At 52.1% G+C, this 16,685-nt stretch carries 14 protein-coding genes; 7 read left to right on the top strand and 7 right to left on the bottom strand.

Features of this window, described 5'->3' with window-relative positions; genetic code table 11:
* Positions 1–302: 302 nt before the first annotated feature.
* Positions 303–1,253, top strand: coding sequence for an Rpn family recombination-promoting nuclease/putative transposase (locus GVJ63_RS19915; RefSeq protein WP_159227278.1), 951 nt, complete (start codon positions 303–305; stop codon positions 1,251–1,253).
* A 114-nt stretch (positions 1,254–1,367) separates the two neighbouring features.
* Here the strand turns inward: GVJ63_RS19915 and GVJ63_RS19910 are convergent, their stop codons facing one another.
* From GVJ63_RS19910 to GVJ63_RS19895, 4 genes are all read right to left on the bottom strand, one after another.
* On the bottom strand, positions 1,368–2,246 hold the full coding sequence (locus GVJ63_RS19910) for an ROK family protein (protein WP_062759542.1): 879 nt from the start codon (positions 2,244–2,246) through the stop codon (positions 1,368–1,370).
* Positions 2,247–2,487: 241 nt separating this feature from the next.
* A complete protein-coding gene (fabF, locus tag GVJ63_RS19905) occupies positions 2,488–3,771 on the bottom strand; it encodes a beta-ketoacyl-ACP synthase II (RefSeq protein ID WP_029519682.1) in 1,284 nt (427 codons plus the stop codon).
* 237 nt (positions 3,772–4,008) lie between these two features.
* Positions 4,009–4,623, bottom strand: a complete 615-nt coding sequence (locus GVJ63_RS19900; protein WP_159227277.1) for a TetR/AcrR family transcriptional regulator — start codon at positions 4,621–4,623, stop codon at positions 4,009–4,011.
* A 144-nt stretch (positions 4,624–4,767) separates the two neighbouring features.
* Positions 4,768–6,726, bottom strand: a complete 1,959-nt coding sequence (locus tag GVJ63_RS19895) for a sigma-54-dependent Fis family transcriptional regulator (protein WP_159227276.1) — start codon at positions 6,724–6,726, stop codon at positions 4,768–4,770.
* Between the two features lie 189 nt (positions 6,727–6,915).
* Here GVJ63_RS19895 and GVJ63_RS19890 point away from each other — a divergent pair, with 189 nt between their 5' ends.
* The 6 genes from GVJ63_RS19890 (at position 6,916) to GVJ63_RS19865 (ending at position 12,685) form a co-directional block, all read left to right on the top strand.
* Complete coding sequence (locus GVJ63_RS19890; RefSeq protein WP_010256816.1) at positions 6,916–8,379, top strand: sugar porter family MFS transporter; 1,464 nt, start codon at positions 6,916–6,918, stop codon at positions 8,377–8,379.
* Positions 8,376–9,389 (top strand): Gfo/Idh/MocA family oxidoreductase, encoded by a 1,014-nt coding sequence (locus GVJ63_RS19885; protein WP_159227275.1) that lies wholly within the window; start codon positions 8,376–8,378, stop codon positions 9,387–9,389. The genes GVJ63_RS19890 and GVJ63_RS19885 overlap by 4 nt, the downstream gene beginning before the upstream one ends.
* Positions 9,389–10,168: a TIM barrel protein gene (locus tag GVJ63_RS19880; protein WP_159227274.1), complete on the top strand. Its 780-nt coding sequence runs from the start codon at positions 9,389–9,391 to the stop codon at positions 10,166–10,168. The genes GVJ63_RS19885 and GVJ63_RS19880 overlap by 1 nt, the downstream gene beginning before the upstream one ends.
* Positions 10,169–10,236: 68 nt before the next feature.
* On the top strand, positions 10,237–11,157 hold the full coding sequence (locus tag GVJ63_RS19875; protein WP_010256805.1) for a substrate-binding domain-containing protein: 921 nt from the start codon (positions 10,237–10,239) through the stop codon (positions 11,155–11,157).
* A 200-nt stretch (positions 11,158–11,357) separates the two neighbouring features.
* The gene (locus GVJ63_RS19870) at positions 11,358–12,191 is read left to right on the top strand and encodes a winged helix-turn-helix domain-containing protein (protein WP_010256802.1); all 834 of its coding nucleotides are present in this window, start codon (positions 11,358–11,360) and stop codon (positions 12,189–12,191) included.
* A complete protein-coding gene (locus tag GVJ63_RS19865) occupies positions 12,188–12,685 on the top strand; it encodes a FidL-like protein (RefSeq protein ID WP_159227273.1) in 498 nt (165 codons plus the stop codon). The genes GVJ63_RS19870 and GVJ63_RS19865 overlap by 4 nt, the downstream gene beginning before the upstream one ends.
* A 112-nt stretch (positions 12,686–12,797) precedes the next feature.
* Here the strand turns inward: GVJ63_RS19865 and GVJ63_RS19860 are convergent, their stop codons facing one another.
* From GVJ63_RS19860 to GVJ63_RS19850, 3 genes are read right to left on the bottom strand one after another with little or no spacing between them, the layout of a single operon-like run.
* Positions 12,798–13,232 (bottom strand): DcrB-related protein, encoded by a 435-nt coding sequence (locus GVJ63_RS19860; protein WP_010256796.1) that lies wholly within the window; start codon positions 13,230–13,232, stop codon positions 12,798–12,800.
* Entirely contained in the window at positions 13,225–15,408 is a 2,184-nt protein-coding gene (locus GVJ63_RS19855; RefSeq protein ID WP_159227272.1) for a peptidase domain-containing ABC transporter, read from the bottom strand. Before GVJ63_RS19855 ends, GVJ63_RS19860 begins: the two co-directional genes overlap by 8 nt.
* A gap of 16 nt (positions 15,409–15,424) precedes the next feature.
* Entirely contained in the window at positions 15,425–16,684 is a 1,260-nt protein-coding gene (locus GVJ63_RS19850) for an HlyD family secretion protein (protein ID WP_022624194.1), read from the bottom strand.
* Position 16,685: the final 1 nt, after the last annotated feature.

Below are 16,685 nucleotides of genomic sequence, written 5' to 3'. Positions count from 1 at the left end.
GGCTGGTTATGCCGTGACTTAAATAGAAAATTAACTTTTCGTAAAGCGGTTCAGACATTAATGGTCAGCGTTAGAAGTTTCGGGTACATCCGGATGTTTTAATTATCGCTATATAAATTGATTAAGGTGGTTAATTTAGATTGCGTCATAATGCATCTTGCTAATAAATTTTTTAAAAGAGCATTGGTGTAGTTAATCTATATGGATTGGGCAAGATTTAAATATTATAAATTAAAATGTGATCTATTAAGATAGCCTCTTCGCTGTGGTAGCAGCGCATGGAATTTACAGGGGCTGAACTGATGAAAAATAAAAATAGTGCTACACCTCATGATGCTACTTTTAGACAGTTTCTTACGCATCCGGATGTTGCCAGAGATTTTATGCAGATCCACCTTCCGGAGAAATTGCTTAAAATCTGCGATCTCACCACACTGAAGCTTGAGTCCGGATCATTTGTTGAAGACGATTTGCGTCAATACTTCAGTGACGTTTTGTACAGTCTCAGAACCTCAACCGGTGACGGATATATTCATGTTCTGATTGAACACCAATCCACCCCTGACAGGCATATGGCATTCCGCCTGATACGTTATGCGGTAGCCGCTATGCAGCGCCACCTTGAAGCTGGCCATAAAAAGCTGCCTTTAGTCATACCTGTACTGTTCTATACCGGTAAGCGCACTCCCTATCCGTGGTCGACCCGCTGGTTCGACGAATTTGATGATCCGGTAGTGGCGGAAAGCCTTTATAGAGGCGCCTTCCCGCTGGTGGACATTACGGTCATCCCGGATGATGAGATCATGACTCATCGCAGTATGGCCGCCCTGACGCTTTTGCAGAAACATATTCATCAACGCGACATTGCAAGCCTGACTGACCATCTGGTCATGCTACTCATGGCCGATTATCTTTCTTCACCCCAGGTGATGACGCTGATACACTATTTACTGCAGGCTGGTGAGTCAGCTGACTACGAAGCTTTCGTTCGCGAACTGGCACAGCGGGTGCCACAACACGGAGACGCACTGATGACCATCGCACAGCAGCTTGAACAAAAAGGGATCGAAAAAGGTCGCGCAGAAGGTATCGAGCTTGGTGAACGGCGTGGTATTGAGAAAGGTCGTACTGAAGGACAGCGTGAAGCTACCCTGAAAATTGCGCGCACTATGCTACAAAACGGCCTTGATCGTAAAACTGTCATAGAAATGACCGGCCTGACGTCAGACGATCTGGCGCAAATACGACACTAATATAAACAAGAGTAAACCCGGTCATGACCGGGTTATCGTTTTAAATACCGCACCAGATAAATCATCATAATTATCAGAAAGGTGTAACCTGCATACGTCCTGAACTACAAGCCATTATTTGTCTGGCTGACGCTGCAGGAAATTCCAGGTTGCGCCCAACATGCCGGAGTCGTTGCCGTAGGTCGCGGTATCAATGCGGATATCAAGATCATATTTTGCCAGTTGCTCTGCCAGTTCCTCGAGGAACGGTTCCCGCTCGGTAATTCCACCACCGATAAATATCATCTGCGGATCGAACACGCTGAAGAGGTTATATAAGCAGGCTGCAAGATCCTGGTAGAATTTATTCACCACCTGCTGCGCGGCTTCTTCTTTGCGATCGTATGCGTCAAAGACATCTTTACCCGTGACGTCGTCGGAAGATTTTTCGATGAGCTGGCTGTAATTCTCCCGAAGCGCCGTCATGGTACAACTCTGGCTCATGGTATGGCGTTCAATATTGCTGCTGGTGGGGCGCGAAGTCAGCAGACAGCCAAACTCGCCCGCGCGGTTACGACCGCCCCGGATCAGCGCGCCGTTGCAGAAGGCCGCTCCGCCTAATCCTGTGCCGATAGTTAACATCAGAAAATCACTGAGTTTTTTTGCTTTGCCCAGCCACTGTTCAGCCAGTAAGGCGCAGTGGGCGTCATTTTCGACCGTGGCAGGCAGTGAGGTTTTTTCCGTCAGCCACTGGCTCAGATGAAACTGGTCGAAGTCCCGAATGGTGCCACCCATGGCGATATATCCAGCTTCTGCATCAATATAACCGGGCGTGCTGACGGCGATGCCAGCACAGCCGGGATTTTTCTCCAGCCAGGCCAGGATCGCATCAAGTATTTTGTCGCGTGAATTATGGGAAATATCAGCACTCTCACTGGTCAGAATATTTCCCTGCTCATCAATCACGCCCATTTTTAAAGAGGTACCACCAATATCGAAAGCTGCAATCTTCATTAACGTTCTCTGAGGTTGTTTTCATCCGATTAATTGTAGTGCTGAAAGAAAAAGGGCAGGAGGTCTGGCGGAGGCAATTTTGTCAGGAAAGGTACAGATTTATAAAGCGAGTGTTGTACAGAGGGTGTTTTGATAAACCCCGGCACACAGGGAACAGCTGTGCATGATTTTTAAGGACGTCCGATGTATTACCCGCGCTGAGAGGGTGTCTGGCAGCGCGGGCTTAATCGTCACTCTGAAGTCATTGCCACTTACGCAACAGGAGACTGGCGTTGACGCCGCCAAAACCAAAACCGTTCGACATGGCATAAGTCAGCGCCGTGGGACGTGCATTGAGCGCCACCAGGTCAAGATTGCCTGCGGCTTCATCGGGATGATGGAGGTTCAGCGTCGGCGGAATAAGCTGCTGCCGCAGCGCCATCAGGGTGAATATCGCCTCAACGCCGCCTGCCGCACCCAGCAGATGGCCGGTGGCGGATTTCGTTGAGGCGATCGCGACCTGCGAATCATCGCCAAACACTGCGCGAATAGCCGCCAGCTCACCGTGATCGCCAACCTGAGTTGAGGTTGCGTGTGCGTTGATATGCTGCACGTCTTCCGGGCTAATGCCCGCCTGACGCAGGGCGGTTCTCATCGCCCGTGCAGCCCCGCTGCCATCCTCCGGACCCGCGGTTAAATGGTATGCATCGGCGCTGGTGCCATAGCCGACAATCTCCGCCAGCGGTGTCGCGCCGCGTGCTTCGGCATGGGCCAGTGACTCAATCACCAGCAGGCCTGCACCTTCGGCCATCACAAAGCCGTTTCTGTCACGATCAAACGGACGTGAGGCATGGTGCGGCTGATCTTCATAGCCCACACATAGCGCACGTGCAGCCGCGAAACAGCCCAGCGTGACGCGATCAAGCGCCGCTTCTGTGCCGCCACAAATAGCAATGTCCGCTTCACCGCTTCTGATCAACCTGGCTGCATCACCAATCGCCTGAACTCCCGCCGCACAGGCGGTAACGGGCGCACCCAGCGGGCCGGTGAAGCCGTGTTTGATCGAGACATGACCCGCGGCCATGTTGGCCAGAAACGAAGGTGCTGTAAAGGGTGAGAGCCTGCGCGGGCCGCGTGCATCGGTGGTGCGCACCGCGTCGGCAATGGCACCAAAGCCGCCGACGCCTGAAGCAATAATCGTCGCGGTACGTTCACGCGCCGCCTCATCTTCAGGATGCCAGGCCGCCTGATTCAGCGCTTCTTCTGCTGCCAGCAGCGCGAATTCTATAAAGCGCGACATCTTTTTACGCTCTTTCGGCGCAATGAACGCTTCGGGGTCGTAACCTGCCAGCGGATCTTCATCGATGCCCGGCACGCTGCCACCTACTGAAATACCGGTGCCAGCAGTAAGCGTATCGGGAAGGGTACGTATACCTGATTCTCCAGCCGTTAATCGCCGCCAGACGGTTTCAACGCCACAACCCAGTGGCGAAACGATGCCCGCGCCGGTAATGACAATGCGTTGTGATGAGGCTAAGTGACTCATTGGATTACTCCCGTAGAGAGTCCGGACAGTGATTGAAATGCTGCCGCAGACAATGGATACACGCCTTGAGCGCGGAAGGTGAGACCCTGCGTAGAATGGTGCGATGGACGAACGCAGGGATGGAATAGAGCAGAGAGAGATAAGCTTAGCAGCATCAGAATCCTGAGCGATAACCAGACAGAGTGCTATCGTTGATCTTGTGACTAAATAAGTCAATAGTCACATCATGCGCATTGTTCAGGGCGCAAGGCTACGTAACACCAGCGCTGCCAGTTGTGCAGAGGCTTCTTCAGCGTCATCAAGGCTGTACTGCAGCAGTACCGGACTGGCGTAGGGTTTGATCACCCGATAGATTGCCTCCGTCGCTTCGTCAGCCGGGGTTTTACGCTCAAACTCACCTGCTTCACGCCCCCGGCGCAGGATCTGCTGAATCAGGCTGAGCAGTCGTTCTTCATGCGCCATCGCCGACGGCCAGCGGTCACGCGACGCGACGGCAGCAATATCATAGAGTTTACGTTCGTGAAAAAAGAGTTCAGTGCCGGTGACGGAAAGCGTGCGGAACAGTCGCCGCAGTTGTTCCGATGCTCCAGGCGCATCGGCGATAGCGACTTCGACGTGCTGCATAATCATCGCAAGCCGGGTGGAGCAAATCACTTCGCCAATCGCCTGTTTTGATTCAAAAAATTTGTAGATATACGCTTTGGAAAAGCCGATAGCACGGGCGAGATCGGAGACGGTGGTTTTTTCGTAACCATAATGCGCGAAGTGCTGCATGGCTGCATCGACAATCTGGTCACGCACATTGTGCCCGGCCGGGCCGCGTGTGCCATTTTCCGTTACGGATTGAGTCATTGTCAGAACCTGGCAGATCAAAGGTGGGTGAAAAAATTCAGTGACCACTGTTAAGGGTGGTCACATTTTAGGCCCTGTTGCGATCAAAAGCCATATTTTGAACGGGCTGAATGTATGCTGGTGTTGCTGAGTGCCACCAGCCGGTTATTGGCGCAGCGTATCTATAGAGATATTCCAGTGATTGAGCTTGTTATAGAGCGCCGTGCGGGAAATGCCCAGCAGCTTAGCGGACTGCCGCAGATTACCCCCCTGCGCGCGAAGGGTCTGCAGGATGCAGGCTCGTTCATTATCCTGCAACAGGCTGCTGGCCGCTGGTCTGTTTTCGGTTGCGCGCGTCACCATCGCTGGCGGCAAATCGGCAAGGTCGATGATGCTGCTCTGGCAAAGATTAACGATCCGCTCGACCAGATTTTCCAGCTCGCGCACGTTGCCGGGCCAGTGCCATGCCTGCAGGGCGTTCATTGCTTCAATGCTCACCTGCGGAGGCGTTTTATTCAGCCGCTGACACAGGGCGTGAATGAAGGTATTCACCAGATCAGGAATGTCGCTCTGGCGTTCACGCAGGGCAGGGATGGTCAGGGAGATAACATTGAGGCGATAGAACAGGTCACGGCGGAAAGCACCCTGTTCCACTGCACTGAGCAGATCGCAATGGGTTGCCGCCACGATGCGGACATCCACTTTCAGCGGATGCGCCGCTCCGATGCGCAGCACCTCACTCTCCTGCAGCACGCGTAGCAGGCTGGTCTGTGCCTCCAGTGGCATTTCGCCAATCTCATCCAGAAACAGCGTGCCACCGTCGGCCAGCTCAAATTTACCTGCCGAACCGCCGCGCCGTGAGCCGGTGAACGCGCCATCGACGTAGCCGAATAGCTCACTCTGCACCAGGTCACGCGGCAGTGCGCCGCAGTTAACCGCGACAAAGGACTCATGCGCCCGGCTGCTGGCATTGTGGATCGCCTGAGCAAACAGCTCTTTACCGGTTCCGCTTTCACCGGTCAGCAAAACGGTACTGTCACTGCGACTGCTGGCGCGGGCATCCTGAAGAGCCTTCTGCAGCGTGGATGCCTGACCACGAATCATCTCAAAGGTATAGCTGGCGCTGACGCCGAGCACACGACGGGTAATGGCACGGATGCGCTGATTTTCCCGCAGCGACAGGATGCGACCGCCGTCCGGTGCCGGCATCAGCGAGACCAGGCATGAAACACTGGGTCTGCCATCGGGGCGGAACACCATCTCGCGGTCATTACAGCAGGGCAGTGTGAGCAATGAACCGGACTGGGGCTGCAGCACCTGATCGATCAGGGCGTTGTCGGTATCAATACCGGCAAAGATCTGACGAGCGTAGCGGTTCAGGGTTTTGATGCGCCCGTCGCGGTCGCAGACCACAACGCCCTCATTCAGGGTCTCCAGTATCGACTGCTGCTCGGCCAGCAGACGGCGTAAGGTGAGTTGCTGGCCAATTGCCTCTGCGGCAGCCTGCACGGTGCCCAGCGTATGGGCACTGAAATTGTCAGGCGTGGCGGTCAGCGTCAGTACGCCGGTCATACGACCGCTGGCATCACGGATAGGAGCTGCGGCGCACTGCCGGTTACGTTCACGCAGCGCGATTTTCCAGTTTTCTCCGCTGAGTACATAGACCAGCCGCTGCTCTCGCAGGCAGCGCGCGGTGCAGTTGGTGCCGAGCACCTCCTCACGCAGGATGCTGCCGACCGGAGTCAGGTCGCTGCCGCAAAAACTCAGTACAATGCCTTGCGCATCTGTAAGATTGATATGACCGTCGGGATTGTAAGCCAGCAGGTTCTCCATCACGCTATGCGCCACAGTAATCAGCTCACTGTTATGACGCAGAACGGCGGCCAGCTCCGTTGGATCGGAGGCACTGTACTCAAAAGATACCGGATCGATGCCATGTTCGCGCGAGCGGTTCCATGACTGCAAAATACTGCGGCGGATCCAGCGCGGCTGTTCACCCTGGCTAAATGCCTGCCAGCCCCGGGCAAACCGAGCTTCCCACTGTGCCGCATCACCGCCTTCCGGCAGGCTGAATATGGCATCGCTCTCTTCTTTATTAGGCAGCAAATCATGCAGAGATTGCATTTCACTCTCCCGTGGTCGATGGAATGTCCATTTTAATGACATGTTAAGTTGACATGTAAATTTTATTTTCAATCAGGACGCGTCATCTGCGAGCGCGTTCACATAAAAGCCCGCTTTAAAACTGGCATCCACTTTGCAACGCTGACATTAACTCTCACCTGTCAAAAACAATGGGAAAGTTAAGGTGTTATGCGTAAACATAATCTGAAGTTGTTGCTGTTCATCTGTTCCATCGCCTCATTGAGCGGGGTGATCCTCGGTTATGACGCCTCAGTGATTTCCGGCGTTATTGAGCCATTAACGGAACACCTTGCGCTAACGCCGTGGCAAAGTGGATGGGCTGTTTCAAATGTCATCCTCGGCTGTATCGTCGGCGCTGGCTGTGTCGGCGCGATCTCAGATCGGATCGGGCGTAAACCTACACTGGTGATCACCGCGCTGTTATTTGCCGTGTCTGCGGTGGGTTCTGCGCTGGCAGATTCCCTAACCGGTTTTGTGATTTACCGACTGGTGGGTGGCCTGGCGGTCGGGATGGCGTCGGCAATTACGCCGCTCTATATCGCAGAGGTCTCACCTAAGGACTGGCGAGGGCGCATGCTTGGGCTGCAGCAGATGCTGATGGTTGGCGGTCAGGTCACGGTCTATGTGGTGAACTACCTGATTGCACGCGGTATGCCCCATGCCTGGATAGTCAGTGAAGGCTGGCGCTGGATGCTGGCGTCGGGTGTGGTGCCTTGCCTGCTGTTTCTGGCACTGGTGCCCTTTATGCCGGAATCACCACGCTGGCTGGCGTTAAACGGCAAGCGTGAACGCGCGCTGGCAGTGCTGACCCGGCTTTCGACGCCTGAACATGCGCGGCGTTTGCTGGCAGAAATCAGTGCGCCGGACGCGGATTCTGTTACCCGTCAGCAGGGAACCCGTCTGCTCCGCGACGCCAGAATGCGTTACATCCTGCTGATCGGCTGCGCGATTGCGATTCTGCAGCAGGTTTCGGGCATCAACATCCTGCTGTATTACGCACCGTCGCTGCTGCAGAACATCTCACCGGATACACAGACCTCCCTCTATCACAGCATTTTCCTCGGACTGGCGCTGCTGGTCGGAGTAGCGTTTTGTCTGAACGCAGTGGATCGCTGGGGACGGACGCGTCTGCTGCGCTGGGGAGCGCTGGGTTGCGCTGTCAGCCTGGTGATTACCGCCTGGGCTTTTATAGCGCAGATCGGTGGCCTGCTGCCGGTCGTGGGCCTGGTGGCGTTCGTACTGATTTTTGGTATGTCATGGAGTCTGGGTGCCTGGCTACTGATCTCTGAAATATTTCCCAACCGGATTCGTGCCGTCGCGATGGGCTACGCCTTTTCTTCGATGTATCTCGCCAATTTCATCGTTACTCAGACTTTCCCGATGATGAACCGTAGCCGTTTGCTGATGGATCACTTCCATGGTGCTTTTCCACTGATGCTCTGCGCCGCTGGCTGCCTGGTGGCCTTCTGGTTTGTAAAACGTTTTCTGCCTGAAACCCGAGGCATCTCACTGGAGCACATCGAGCCGCTGATGCTTTCAAAATCCCGTCGTTTTGCCGCCAAAGCGCAGGCGACATCCGGACACCCTATTCAGCCTGACTGGGCTGACAACAAAAAACAGGAGCAGTTATGAACCTTAAAACAGTACGAATGGGATTGATCGGTGCTGGCCGCATGGGCAGTTTTCATGCAGAGAATCTGGCGCTGCGGGTGCCTGGGGCACGGCTGACAGCGGTCGCCGACCTGCAACCCGGCGCAGCGCAGAAACTGGCAGACCGGCTGGGGGTGGAGAAAGCCTATACCGATATCCAGGCGTTACTCAATGACAGCGAAATCGATGCCGTTGCTATTGCTACGCCGGCTCGCACTCACGCCGAACTGGTGATCGCTGCAGCCCGGGCTGGCAAGCACGTGTTCTGCGAAAAACCGATGGCGGTAACGCTGGATGAGGCAGATCGGGCTATTGCCGCCGCACAGGATGCGGGCGTTGTGTTGCAGGTCGGCTTCAATCGTCGATTCAGTGCAGGCTTCGCCGCAGCTATTGAAGCTGTCAGAGCAGGCACCAATGGCACCACCCAGCTAAGCCGTTCAGTGACACGCGACCCTGGCCTGCGCGATCCGGCCCCGATCCCGCAGTGGACCATCTTCCTTGAAACCTTAATCCATGACTTCGACACCCTGCTGCACTTCAATCCGGGTTCCCGGCCGGTTGAGGTCTATGCGCTGGCTGATGCGCTGGTGCGTCCCGATTTTAAAGATAAGGGATTACTTGATACCGCGGTGGTGACCATCCGCTTTGATAACGGTGCCATTGCCACTGCGGAAGCCAACTTCCAGGCAGTTTACGGTTATGACGTTCGCGGTGAGGTCTTTGGCAGTAAAGGTATGCTGCAGGCGGGCAACATCAATCAGGACAACTGTGTGCGCTATCATGCCGAGGGTATTGCCATCGCAACGTCTCGAATGGATACCGATCTGCTGCGTGAGGCCTATGTTGCTGAAATGGCAGAATTCGCCCGCGCGATTCTGCACGGTGACACGCCGCACGCTACTGGCACTGATGCGCGTAACGCGCTGGAAATTGCGCTGGCCTGTATTGAATCGGTGCAGCAACGCAAACCCATTCTGTTGGGAGAACGCTAATGGCCGGTTATCAGCTTTCAGTCTGTGCGGAGATGGTGTTTCTCGAACTGCCTTTTATCGCGCGTGTTGAGCGGATTCATGCGCTGGGATTTGGCGTGGAGATCTGGAACTGGGCCAACAAAGATATCGACGCGTTGGTGGCGACAGGTGCGCGTTTTACCTCCATGACCGGCTACCTCAACGGTAACCTGACTGATGATGATGAGATTGCAGAGTTGCTGCATAGCGCAGAAACCTCACTGGCGATTGCAGATCGTCTGAACTGCCCGAGCCTGAATCTGCATGGCACCGGGCTGGATGCTCACGGCCAGGCGGTTCGTCCGGTTGAGGTGGTCACTGGTGAGATGTGGCTTAAAGCGGCCGACACCCTGCGGCGTGTCGCTGCGCTCGGCGAGCAGGCCGGGCGAGTATTTACTCTCGAAAACCTGAATCTGGCGGTTGATCATCCGGGTACGCCGTTCGCACGGGCTGCCGATACGCTGGCGCTGGTCGAAGCGGTCAACAGCCCGGCACTGAAGATGAATCTGGACCTCTATCACGCCCAGATTGGAGAGGGCAACCTGATAGAGCTGATACGACGCTGCGGCCCCGCTATCGGTGAAATCCAGGTGGCTGATGTGCCGGAGCGCATGCAGCCTGGCACCGGGGAAATTAACTATCGCGCCATTGCCCGTGCGCTGGAGCAGGTCGGCTATTGCGGCGTCGTTGCGCTGGAGGGCTGGGCCGAAGGCGACAGCGAAATAGCCCTGGCACAGTTCCGCGATCACTTTACGTTGTGAGCTCTGCCGCCGGGTATTTGCCTGTTGCCCGGCGGTTCTATCAATAATAAACCCTACAGGATTACGCGATGAAAACCAAAATGTTAGCACTGCTGCTCAGCCTGATGATCAGCGTTACCGCCTGGGCTAAAACACCTAAAATTGGTGTCGCACTGGCTAATTTCGATCTTAACTTCGTATCGATTCTGCGGACGCAGATGGTGGATGAGATAAAAGCGCTGAAAATGGATGGGCAGTTCGTCGATGCCAAAGGGGATGTAGCTCTTCAGGTACAGCAGGTTGAAGACTTTATCAATCAGGGCGTGGATGCCATTATTCTCAACCCGGTCGATACACAGGGCGTACTGCCGATGGTGAAAGCGGCAGAAGCGGCGGGCATTCCGCTGGTGTTTGTTAACCGTAAACCGGAAGTGAAATTACCGTCCAGTATGGCCTATGTCGGTTCTGACTCTGCCCTGGGGGGTGAGATGCAGATGGAAGCGCTGGCAAAACAGATGAACTATCGGGGCAATGTCGCCATTTTAATGGGCGCATTATCAAATGAAGAAGCGCGGGAACGGACGCGTGCCGTTGAAGCGGTGATCGCTAAATATAAGCAGATGGCGGTAATCGAAAAACAGACTGCACGCTGGCAGCGTAATGAAGCGGTAGACGTAGTTTCGGGCTGGCTGCTTAATCAGCGACCGATCGATGCAATCGCCGCCAATAATGATGAAATGGCTATCGGGGCTATTATGGCGCTGAATCAGGCGAAAAACAGCCACATTCTGGTTGCCGGGATCGATGGCACGCCTGATGGTCAGCAGTTCGTCAAAAATGGAAAGATGACGCTGACTATTTTCCAGGATGCGAAAGGGCAGGCGACAGGCGCTGTGAAAGTCGTGAAAGCGTTACTGGATAAACAGAAAGTCGAATCACTGAACTGGATCCCCTATAAAACCATTACTCAAAGTAATTATGCGGAGTTTGCTGCCGCTAATCAGCCATAAAAATTGCCGCTAACTTTATGATTCTTCGTCGTTTCTTAAATTATTAGCCAGCTGCCGGGCAGTGACGCACTCTGCCCGGCCTGTTTTGCTGGCTAATCTGTAAAAATTTCCTTAATCGCCTGATTAACGCGTCTGTAGTGCTTCTTCATATAAGCTGAATTATACTGTCGATAAATGAGCGGAAATTCAGTGATTTCTTAATGATTTACATAATCGATGATCAGGTTTCTTACAATTCTGATGACTGCACGCTTAGCCACATTCCTACTCAGGAGTCGCTGAGCCTCAGTATTTCTTCAGGTCGGCTTTTTGAGCAGTTACTGAATTCCGGGGGAGAAATACTGGCGCGTGATACGTTGCTGACCGAGGTCTGGGATAAATATGGCCTGCGTGGATCGAATAGTAATCTGAATCAATATCTGAGTATTGTCCGCAGGGCACTCGCGGCTTATGGCTGTGAAAATCTGATTATCACCATCCCGAAAATTGGTATACGCCTGAATACCGATATTAAAATTGAACGTCAATCAGCCCCGGTCATGGGGGTGACGGAAGTTTTAACTGATGACATATCGGAAGGAAGTATAACTGAAGGGTCTGCTGAAAACGTTGTCCTGCCTGCCACTCCGCCCGGTAATCAGCTGCCAGCTACGTCCGTTAACGTCACCCGGCGATACTGGTTTGCTTCTGTTGCTCTGATAGTGCTGGGCATGGTGCTCTGGTATTTCACGGTATCGCGTCCTGACGAGCAAATTATTCCAATGAGTTCAATAAAACTTGAAGGTGGCTGCGAAGCAGTATTATTGCAGGGTCTGGATGAGGTTGAACGACAGGCATTGGGTAAGCAAATAGTGCAAATTCTAAGGGAAAATAATCAAACCTGCGATGCGGGTCACCGGATTATTTTTGATAAAAACACCTCTTTTACTACTAAGAATTTCGGAAGAACGATTCTTTCATCGTGTAAAATTAATAGCGATGGTCATATCATCTCATGCGACAATTTTTATTATCTTGACTGGAGAATGGGATGAAGCGGAGCATTGGTATTAATATTATCTTCATGCTGGCTGCGCTATTAATGGTGACTTTTGCAGGGGTTTATTACTTAACACATCAGGCCAAAGATTTTCCTTTTCGCTGCTCAGCGTTTAGCCGTTACGATCTCAGTCGTAATGATGATAAACGAAATGAGTTCGCTGTTGCCCAGGATTTACGTTTTGAAAAAAAGGATTCAGGCTATCTGTTGCTGAATGGGCAGGCAACGAGCAATGACGGTGTTACTATTCTTAACAGAAGGGTTGCATTAATCAATGGCGCTAAAATTTCCGATGATACTTACCGGTATCAGATCAGCAAAGTTGTCACTTCGAATACTGATACTACCCCTGATGTCATCTTTAATAAGTTGTTAGCAGAGATCACGCTGGATCCAACGCATCTGCAGTTGGATGTCGATAAGATTGATAAAAATACCTATATTATCGGTGGGCCGATCTCCTATCTCTTTACCTGCCAGCGTTACTGAGCTCTGTAAACGGCTAATTTAGCGGTGTTCATAATGCATGAAACCGGGAAGGGTTTATCCTGCCCGGTTTTTCTTTTAACGTTATGTCGTCAGGCTTTGCTGAGGAAAAGTATCAGGGCCAGCTCTGGAAACTCTTCAGGATATTATTAAACAGCTGAATTTCTTCATCGGTCAGGGGGGCAGCCTTTGACAAAGAGAAAATTAATACATCCTCCAGGTTTAAGGTGAAAATCGCCTGTTTTTGATAAAGCCGGATATTATCCGGGCGCAGAAAATCATAAGTAATCATGATGCCTGTGCTCAGATTATCGCCCAACACCACGGGTTGATTTGCCTGCTGCTGCCAGTCTTTCATTTGTCTCTGCAGAATAGCAAGCTGACTGCTGATATATTCTTCTGGATTGTTGTGATTGGCCAGTTTATCACGAGAAATAGTGACGGGTGGCATCGCTGAACGGGGATCCGCCAGCGTGTTCAGGGTTCGCTCGCAGTAGCCTTCCGGTAAAGTAATCATACCTTCGCTAAACCGACAAATATTTTTATCCATGTGTAATCTCCATTTCTTTAGTTTTTTCTGTCTGGCCAAATAACTGCTCTGCGGTAACTTCACTGAGCGTACCGTTATTTAACAGGACGATTTTATCTGCACTTCTTATGGTTTCCGGGCGATGTGCAATCATGATTCGGGTGATTTTCATTTGCTTTATTGCATTGTTGATCTGTGCTTCGTTATAGATATCCAGATGACTGGTTGCTTCGTCCAGTACCAGTATTTTTGGTTCGCGGTAGAGGGCGCGAGCTAGCAGAATACGCTGCAGCTGCCCGCCAGAGAGAAACGATCCCATATCACCGACAAGGCTTTGATAGTTCATCGGCATTTTCATGATATCGCCGTGAATTTGCGCCAGGCGTGCTACACGGGTAATTTTTGCGTGGTCAGGATTATTATCAAAGAAGCTAATATTTTCACTGATCGAGCCTGAGAACAGGATGTCATCCTGCATAACACAGCCGATACGGTTACGATGGTGTTCAAGTCCTGTCTGGGTAATGTCCATTCCGCCCACGGTGATTGTTCCACCTTCCGGGTGCAGCAGACCCAGAATGATTTTGGCCATGGTGGTCTTTCCCTGACCTGAAGGGCCGACAATCGCAACGCTTTCGCCAGCCTTAATTTCCAGACTGGCACCATTTACTACCCAGGGTTCGGTAGGTGCATAGCGGAAGCGGATATCCGTTAGTTTGATATCCTGCGGCGTTTCTGTCTCATCATGCGTATCTTTACTCACCAGTACCGGACTGGCTTCTGAGCTGACTTCAGTTTCTGACAACACGATATCGGCCAGTCGTTCACCATGCATACGCAGCATTCTGAAGTCGATTACGGCGTTGATCAGACCTGCACCGCGGCTCATAAACTGATCGGAGAAGCTAATAAAGGCGGTAAGCATACCTGCAGAGAAGTTGCCATCCAGTACTTGCAGCGCAGCCAGCCAGACCAGTACGACCCTGCCTACAGAAGTGAGCAATCCCTGGGCGGAACCAAACAAAATGTTAAGCTTCTGAATCACAATGCCTTTGTTGGTCGTATCCACCAGGAAATTCATGTAGGCGGAGAGACGAGGCACCTGCTTGTTATTGGTTTTTACCGCCTGGATACCGCGAAGCGTTTCCAGTAATGAAGATTGCGTGCGGGCTGAACTGATGATTTGCTCTTCGTTGGCGCGGCGAACAGGATCATAAGCCATGAAGCGTAACAGTGCATAGGCGACAAAAAGGCCAATTACCAGCCAGGCAAGCTTAGCGTTATAGATAAACAGCATCACTACTGTCACGATCGACATTACCCCATCCAGCACAGTACTAATGAAGCGGCTGGTCAGCGTACTTTGGATGGTGTTCAGCGAGCCATAGCGGGACAGAATGTCACCAACGTGACGGGATTCGAACCATTCAAGTGGCAGCTTTAACATATGGTGACAGACATTGACCGTCCACTGCACGCTGAGCTGGCTTGAGAACCAGCTCATCACCCATGAGCGCAGCGCTGTAATCATGGTCTGAAACAACGCAATCATGATAAAGCCGATCCCGAGCAAGGAGAGTAGCGAGTAATCTGCGGAGACCAGCACCATATCCATCACCCACTGCATAAAGAAGGGGGAGAGTACGCCGAAAAGTTCCAGAGCGATGGACAGGATAAGCACCTGAGCAAAGGCAGATTTCACCCCTGTCACACTGCCCACCAGCTTCATCATCGAGATGCTTTCTTTTTCTTTTTTGACCTCAAAAGTGGAGGAGGGAACCAGCTCCAGTGCAACGCCGGTGAACGCCGGTGATGCTTCTTTAAATGTCAGTTCCCGAATGCCGCGTGCAGGATCGTGAAGCGTGATCTTATTGCCACGCACTTTTTTTAGCACAACGAAATGGTTCAATTCCCAGTGCAGAATGCAGGGCATGCGTAATTTAGACAGCTCTTCCATATCAACGCGTAACGCACGGGAACTCATATTGAGTTGTTGTGCCATGGCAATGACATCACTAAGTGTTGCACCCTTAAGCGACGTTGCGAACCTGCGACGCAGGGTGATCATGTCGATTTCATGACCGTGATAATTGGCAATCATCCCCAGACAAGCAAGACCACATTCCGTCGCCTGTGACTGACGAATAATCGGCAGGCGGTTAAACCATTTAAAATTGAGTTTCTCTAATAACAACACAGAACAGACCTTTTAATCAGAGAGAGATTTTGTGTCCAAGCGCAAAAATTGGCTCCAGCACCCATTCATAAAGACGACGTTTGTCGACGATAAAATCAGCATCCAGCGCCATACCCGGCTTGAGTTTTTCATTCTGCGCATAAGCAGTAATTGATTGTTTGTCCAGGGAGACCAGCACGCGGTACTGCTGTTCCTGAATATTGTTTTTGCCGGTTAACGTAGTGACTTCCTGAGGAGACAGAGCGGTGCGTGAAACCTCGATAACTTTTCCATACTGTTGACCAAACTTTTGATAAGGAAACGCTTTATAGCGCAGCACCACCCGCTGTCCCGGTTGGATAAAACCAATGGACTGCGTGTTTACCATGATGCGGGCGACCAGTTCAGTATTGCTTGGCAAAACTGCTATGGCTGACTGACCGGCGGTGAGCATCTGTCCATTTTTGACCATAATCATGCCGACATACCCGCTTTTAGGCGCACGTAATTCAAACGAGCGGCGCGCTTCATTTTCAGCCATCGACTGACGGTTATCAGCCAGTTGGCGCTCGATATCGTTACGCTTTTTCTCGTCATCCAGCGGTTTTTCATGCAGCTGTTGCTCGGTCTGAACAATTTTTTGCGAGATGTCCAACAGCTGACGTTGATATTCCTGGTAGCGCGCCTGGCTATCGAGCAGATTAGACTCCTGCTCTTCCATCTGACGGCTTGAGGCATACCCTTCGTTGTGCATGGCTTCCAGCTTGTCCAACTGCATTTTCGCCAGGGAAACCTGTTTCCGACGGTGTGTCAATTGCAGCTTCAGCTGCTCCTGTTGCAGTTTCAGGCTGGCGATAGTGTCGGTCAGGCCCTTCATTTCAACCTGATGAAGCTTTTCAAGCGTCACCAGATCCTGTTGAAGCCTTTCACGCTGGCCTTTCAGATTCTCGGCAATAACCTGACGAGTCTGACCTAACTGTGTTGAAACCTCTGATGACAACACCATCAGCACATCGTCTTTTTCAACATGCTGGCCCTCTTTTACCGGAATATCGACCACCGTAGCGCTTACGGGGGGCGGAATGATCAGCATGCCATTTTTAGGCAGCAGTTCTCCGGTAGAGGATTCATATTTTGTATAACTGCCAAATATAAAAAACAGCGCTGTCGCGGCAGTGATCAGCACTACAACGGAAATAACTAACCAGCGATAAGGTGGGCAATAGAGTGCCACAATGCCCAGGTTTCCACGGTTGGCTGCATCAAGTGCCTCCTGACGGAATAGTGACTGTTCCATT

Origin of the sequence: Pantoea sp. 18059 (assembly GCF_902706165.1) — a bacterium.
Lineage (GTDB): Bacteria > Pseudomonadota > Gammaproteobacteria > Enterobacterales > Enterobacteriaceae > Pantoea > Pantoea agglomerans.
The sequence above is the reverse complement of the archived record's forward strand: the minus strand, read 5'-3'. Positions and strand labels throughout refer to the sequence as shown.

Coding starts and splice junctions, on each gene's coding strand:
- GVJ63_RS19910 (WP_062759542.1), bottom strand. CDS start 2,246: ATGAAGATTGCAGCTTTCGATATTGGTGGTACCTCTTTAAAAATGGGC.
- GVJ63_RS19885 (WP_159227275.1), top strand. CDS start 8,376: ATGAACCTTAAAACAGTACGAATGGGATTGATCGGTGCTGGCCGCATG.
- fabF (WP_029519682.1), bottom strand. CDS start 3,771: ATGAGTCACTTAGCCTCATCACAACGCATTGTCATTACCGGCGCGGGC.
- GVJ63_RS19880 (WP_159227274.1), top strand. CDS start 9,389: ATGGCCGGTTATCAGCTTTCAGTCTGTGCGGAGATGGTGTTTCTCGAA.
- GVJ63_RS19865 (WP_159227273.1), top strand. CDS start 12,188: ATGAAGCGGAGCATTGGTATTAATATTATCTTCATGCTGGCTGCGCTA.
- GVJ63_RS19850 (WP_022624194.1), bottom strand. CDS start 16,684: ATGGAACAGTCACTATTCCGTCAGGAGGCACTTGATGCAGCCAACCGT.
- GVJ63_RS19870 (WP_010256802.1), top strand. CDS start 11,358: ATGATTTACATAATCGATGATCAGGTTTCTTACAATTCTGATGACTGC.
- GVJ63_RS19915 (WP_159227278.1), top strand. CDS start 303: ATGAAAAATAAAAATAGTGCTACACCTCATGATGCTACTTTTAGACAG.
- GVJ63_RS19875 (WP_010256805.1), top strand. CDS start 10,237: ATGAAAACCAAAATGTTAGCACTGCTGCTCAGCCTGATGATCAGCGTT.
- GVJ63_RS19890 (WP_010256816.1), top strand. CDS start 6,916: ATGCGTAAACATAATCTGAAGTTGTTGCTGTTCATCTGTTCCATCGCC.
- GVJ63_RS19900 (WP_159227277.1), bottom strand. CDS start 4,623: ATGACTCAATCCGTAACGGAAAATGGCACACGCGGCCCGGCCGGGCAC.
- GVJ63_RS19860 (WP_010256796.1), bottom strand. CDS start 13,232: ATGGATAAAAATATTTGTCGGTTTAGCGAAGGTATGATTACTTTACCG.
- GVJ63_RS19895 (WP_159227276.1), bottom strand. CDS start 6,726: ATGCAATCTCTGCATGATTTGCTGCCTAATAAAGAAGAGAGCGATGCC.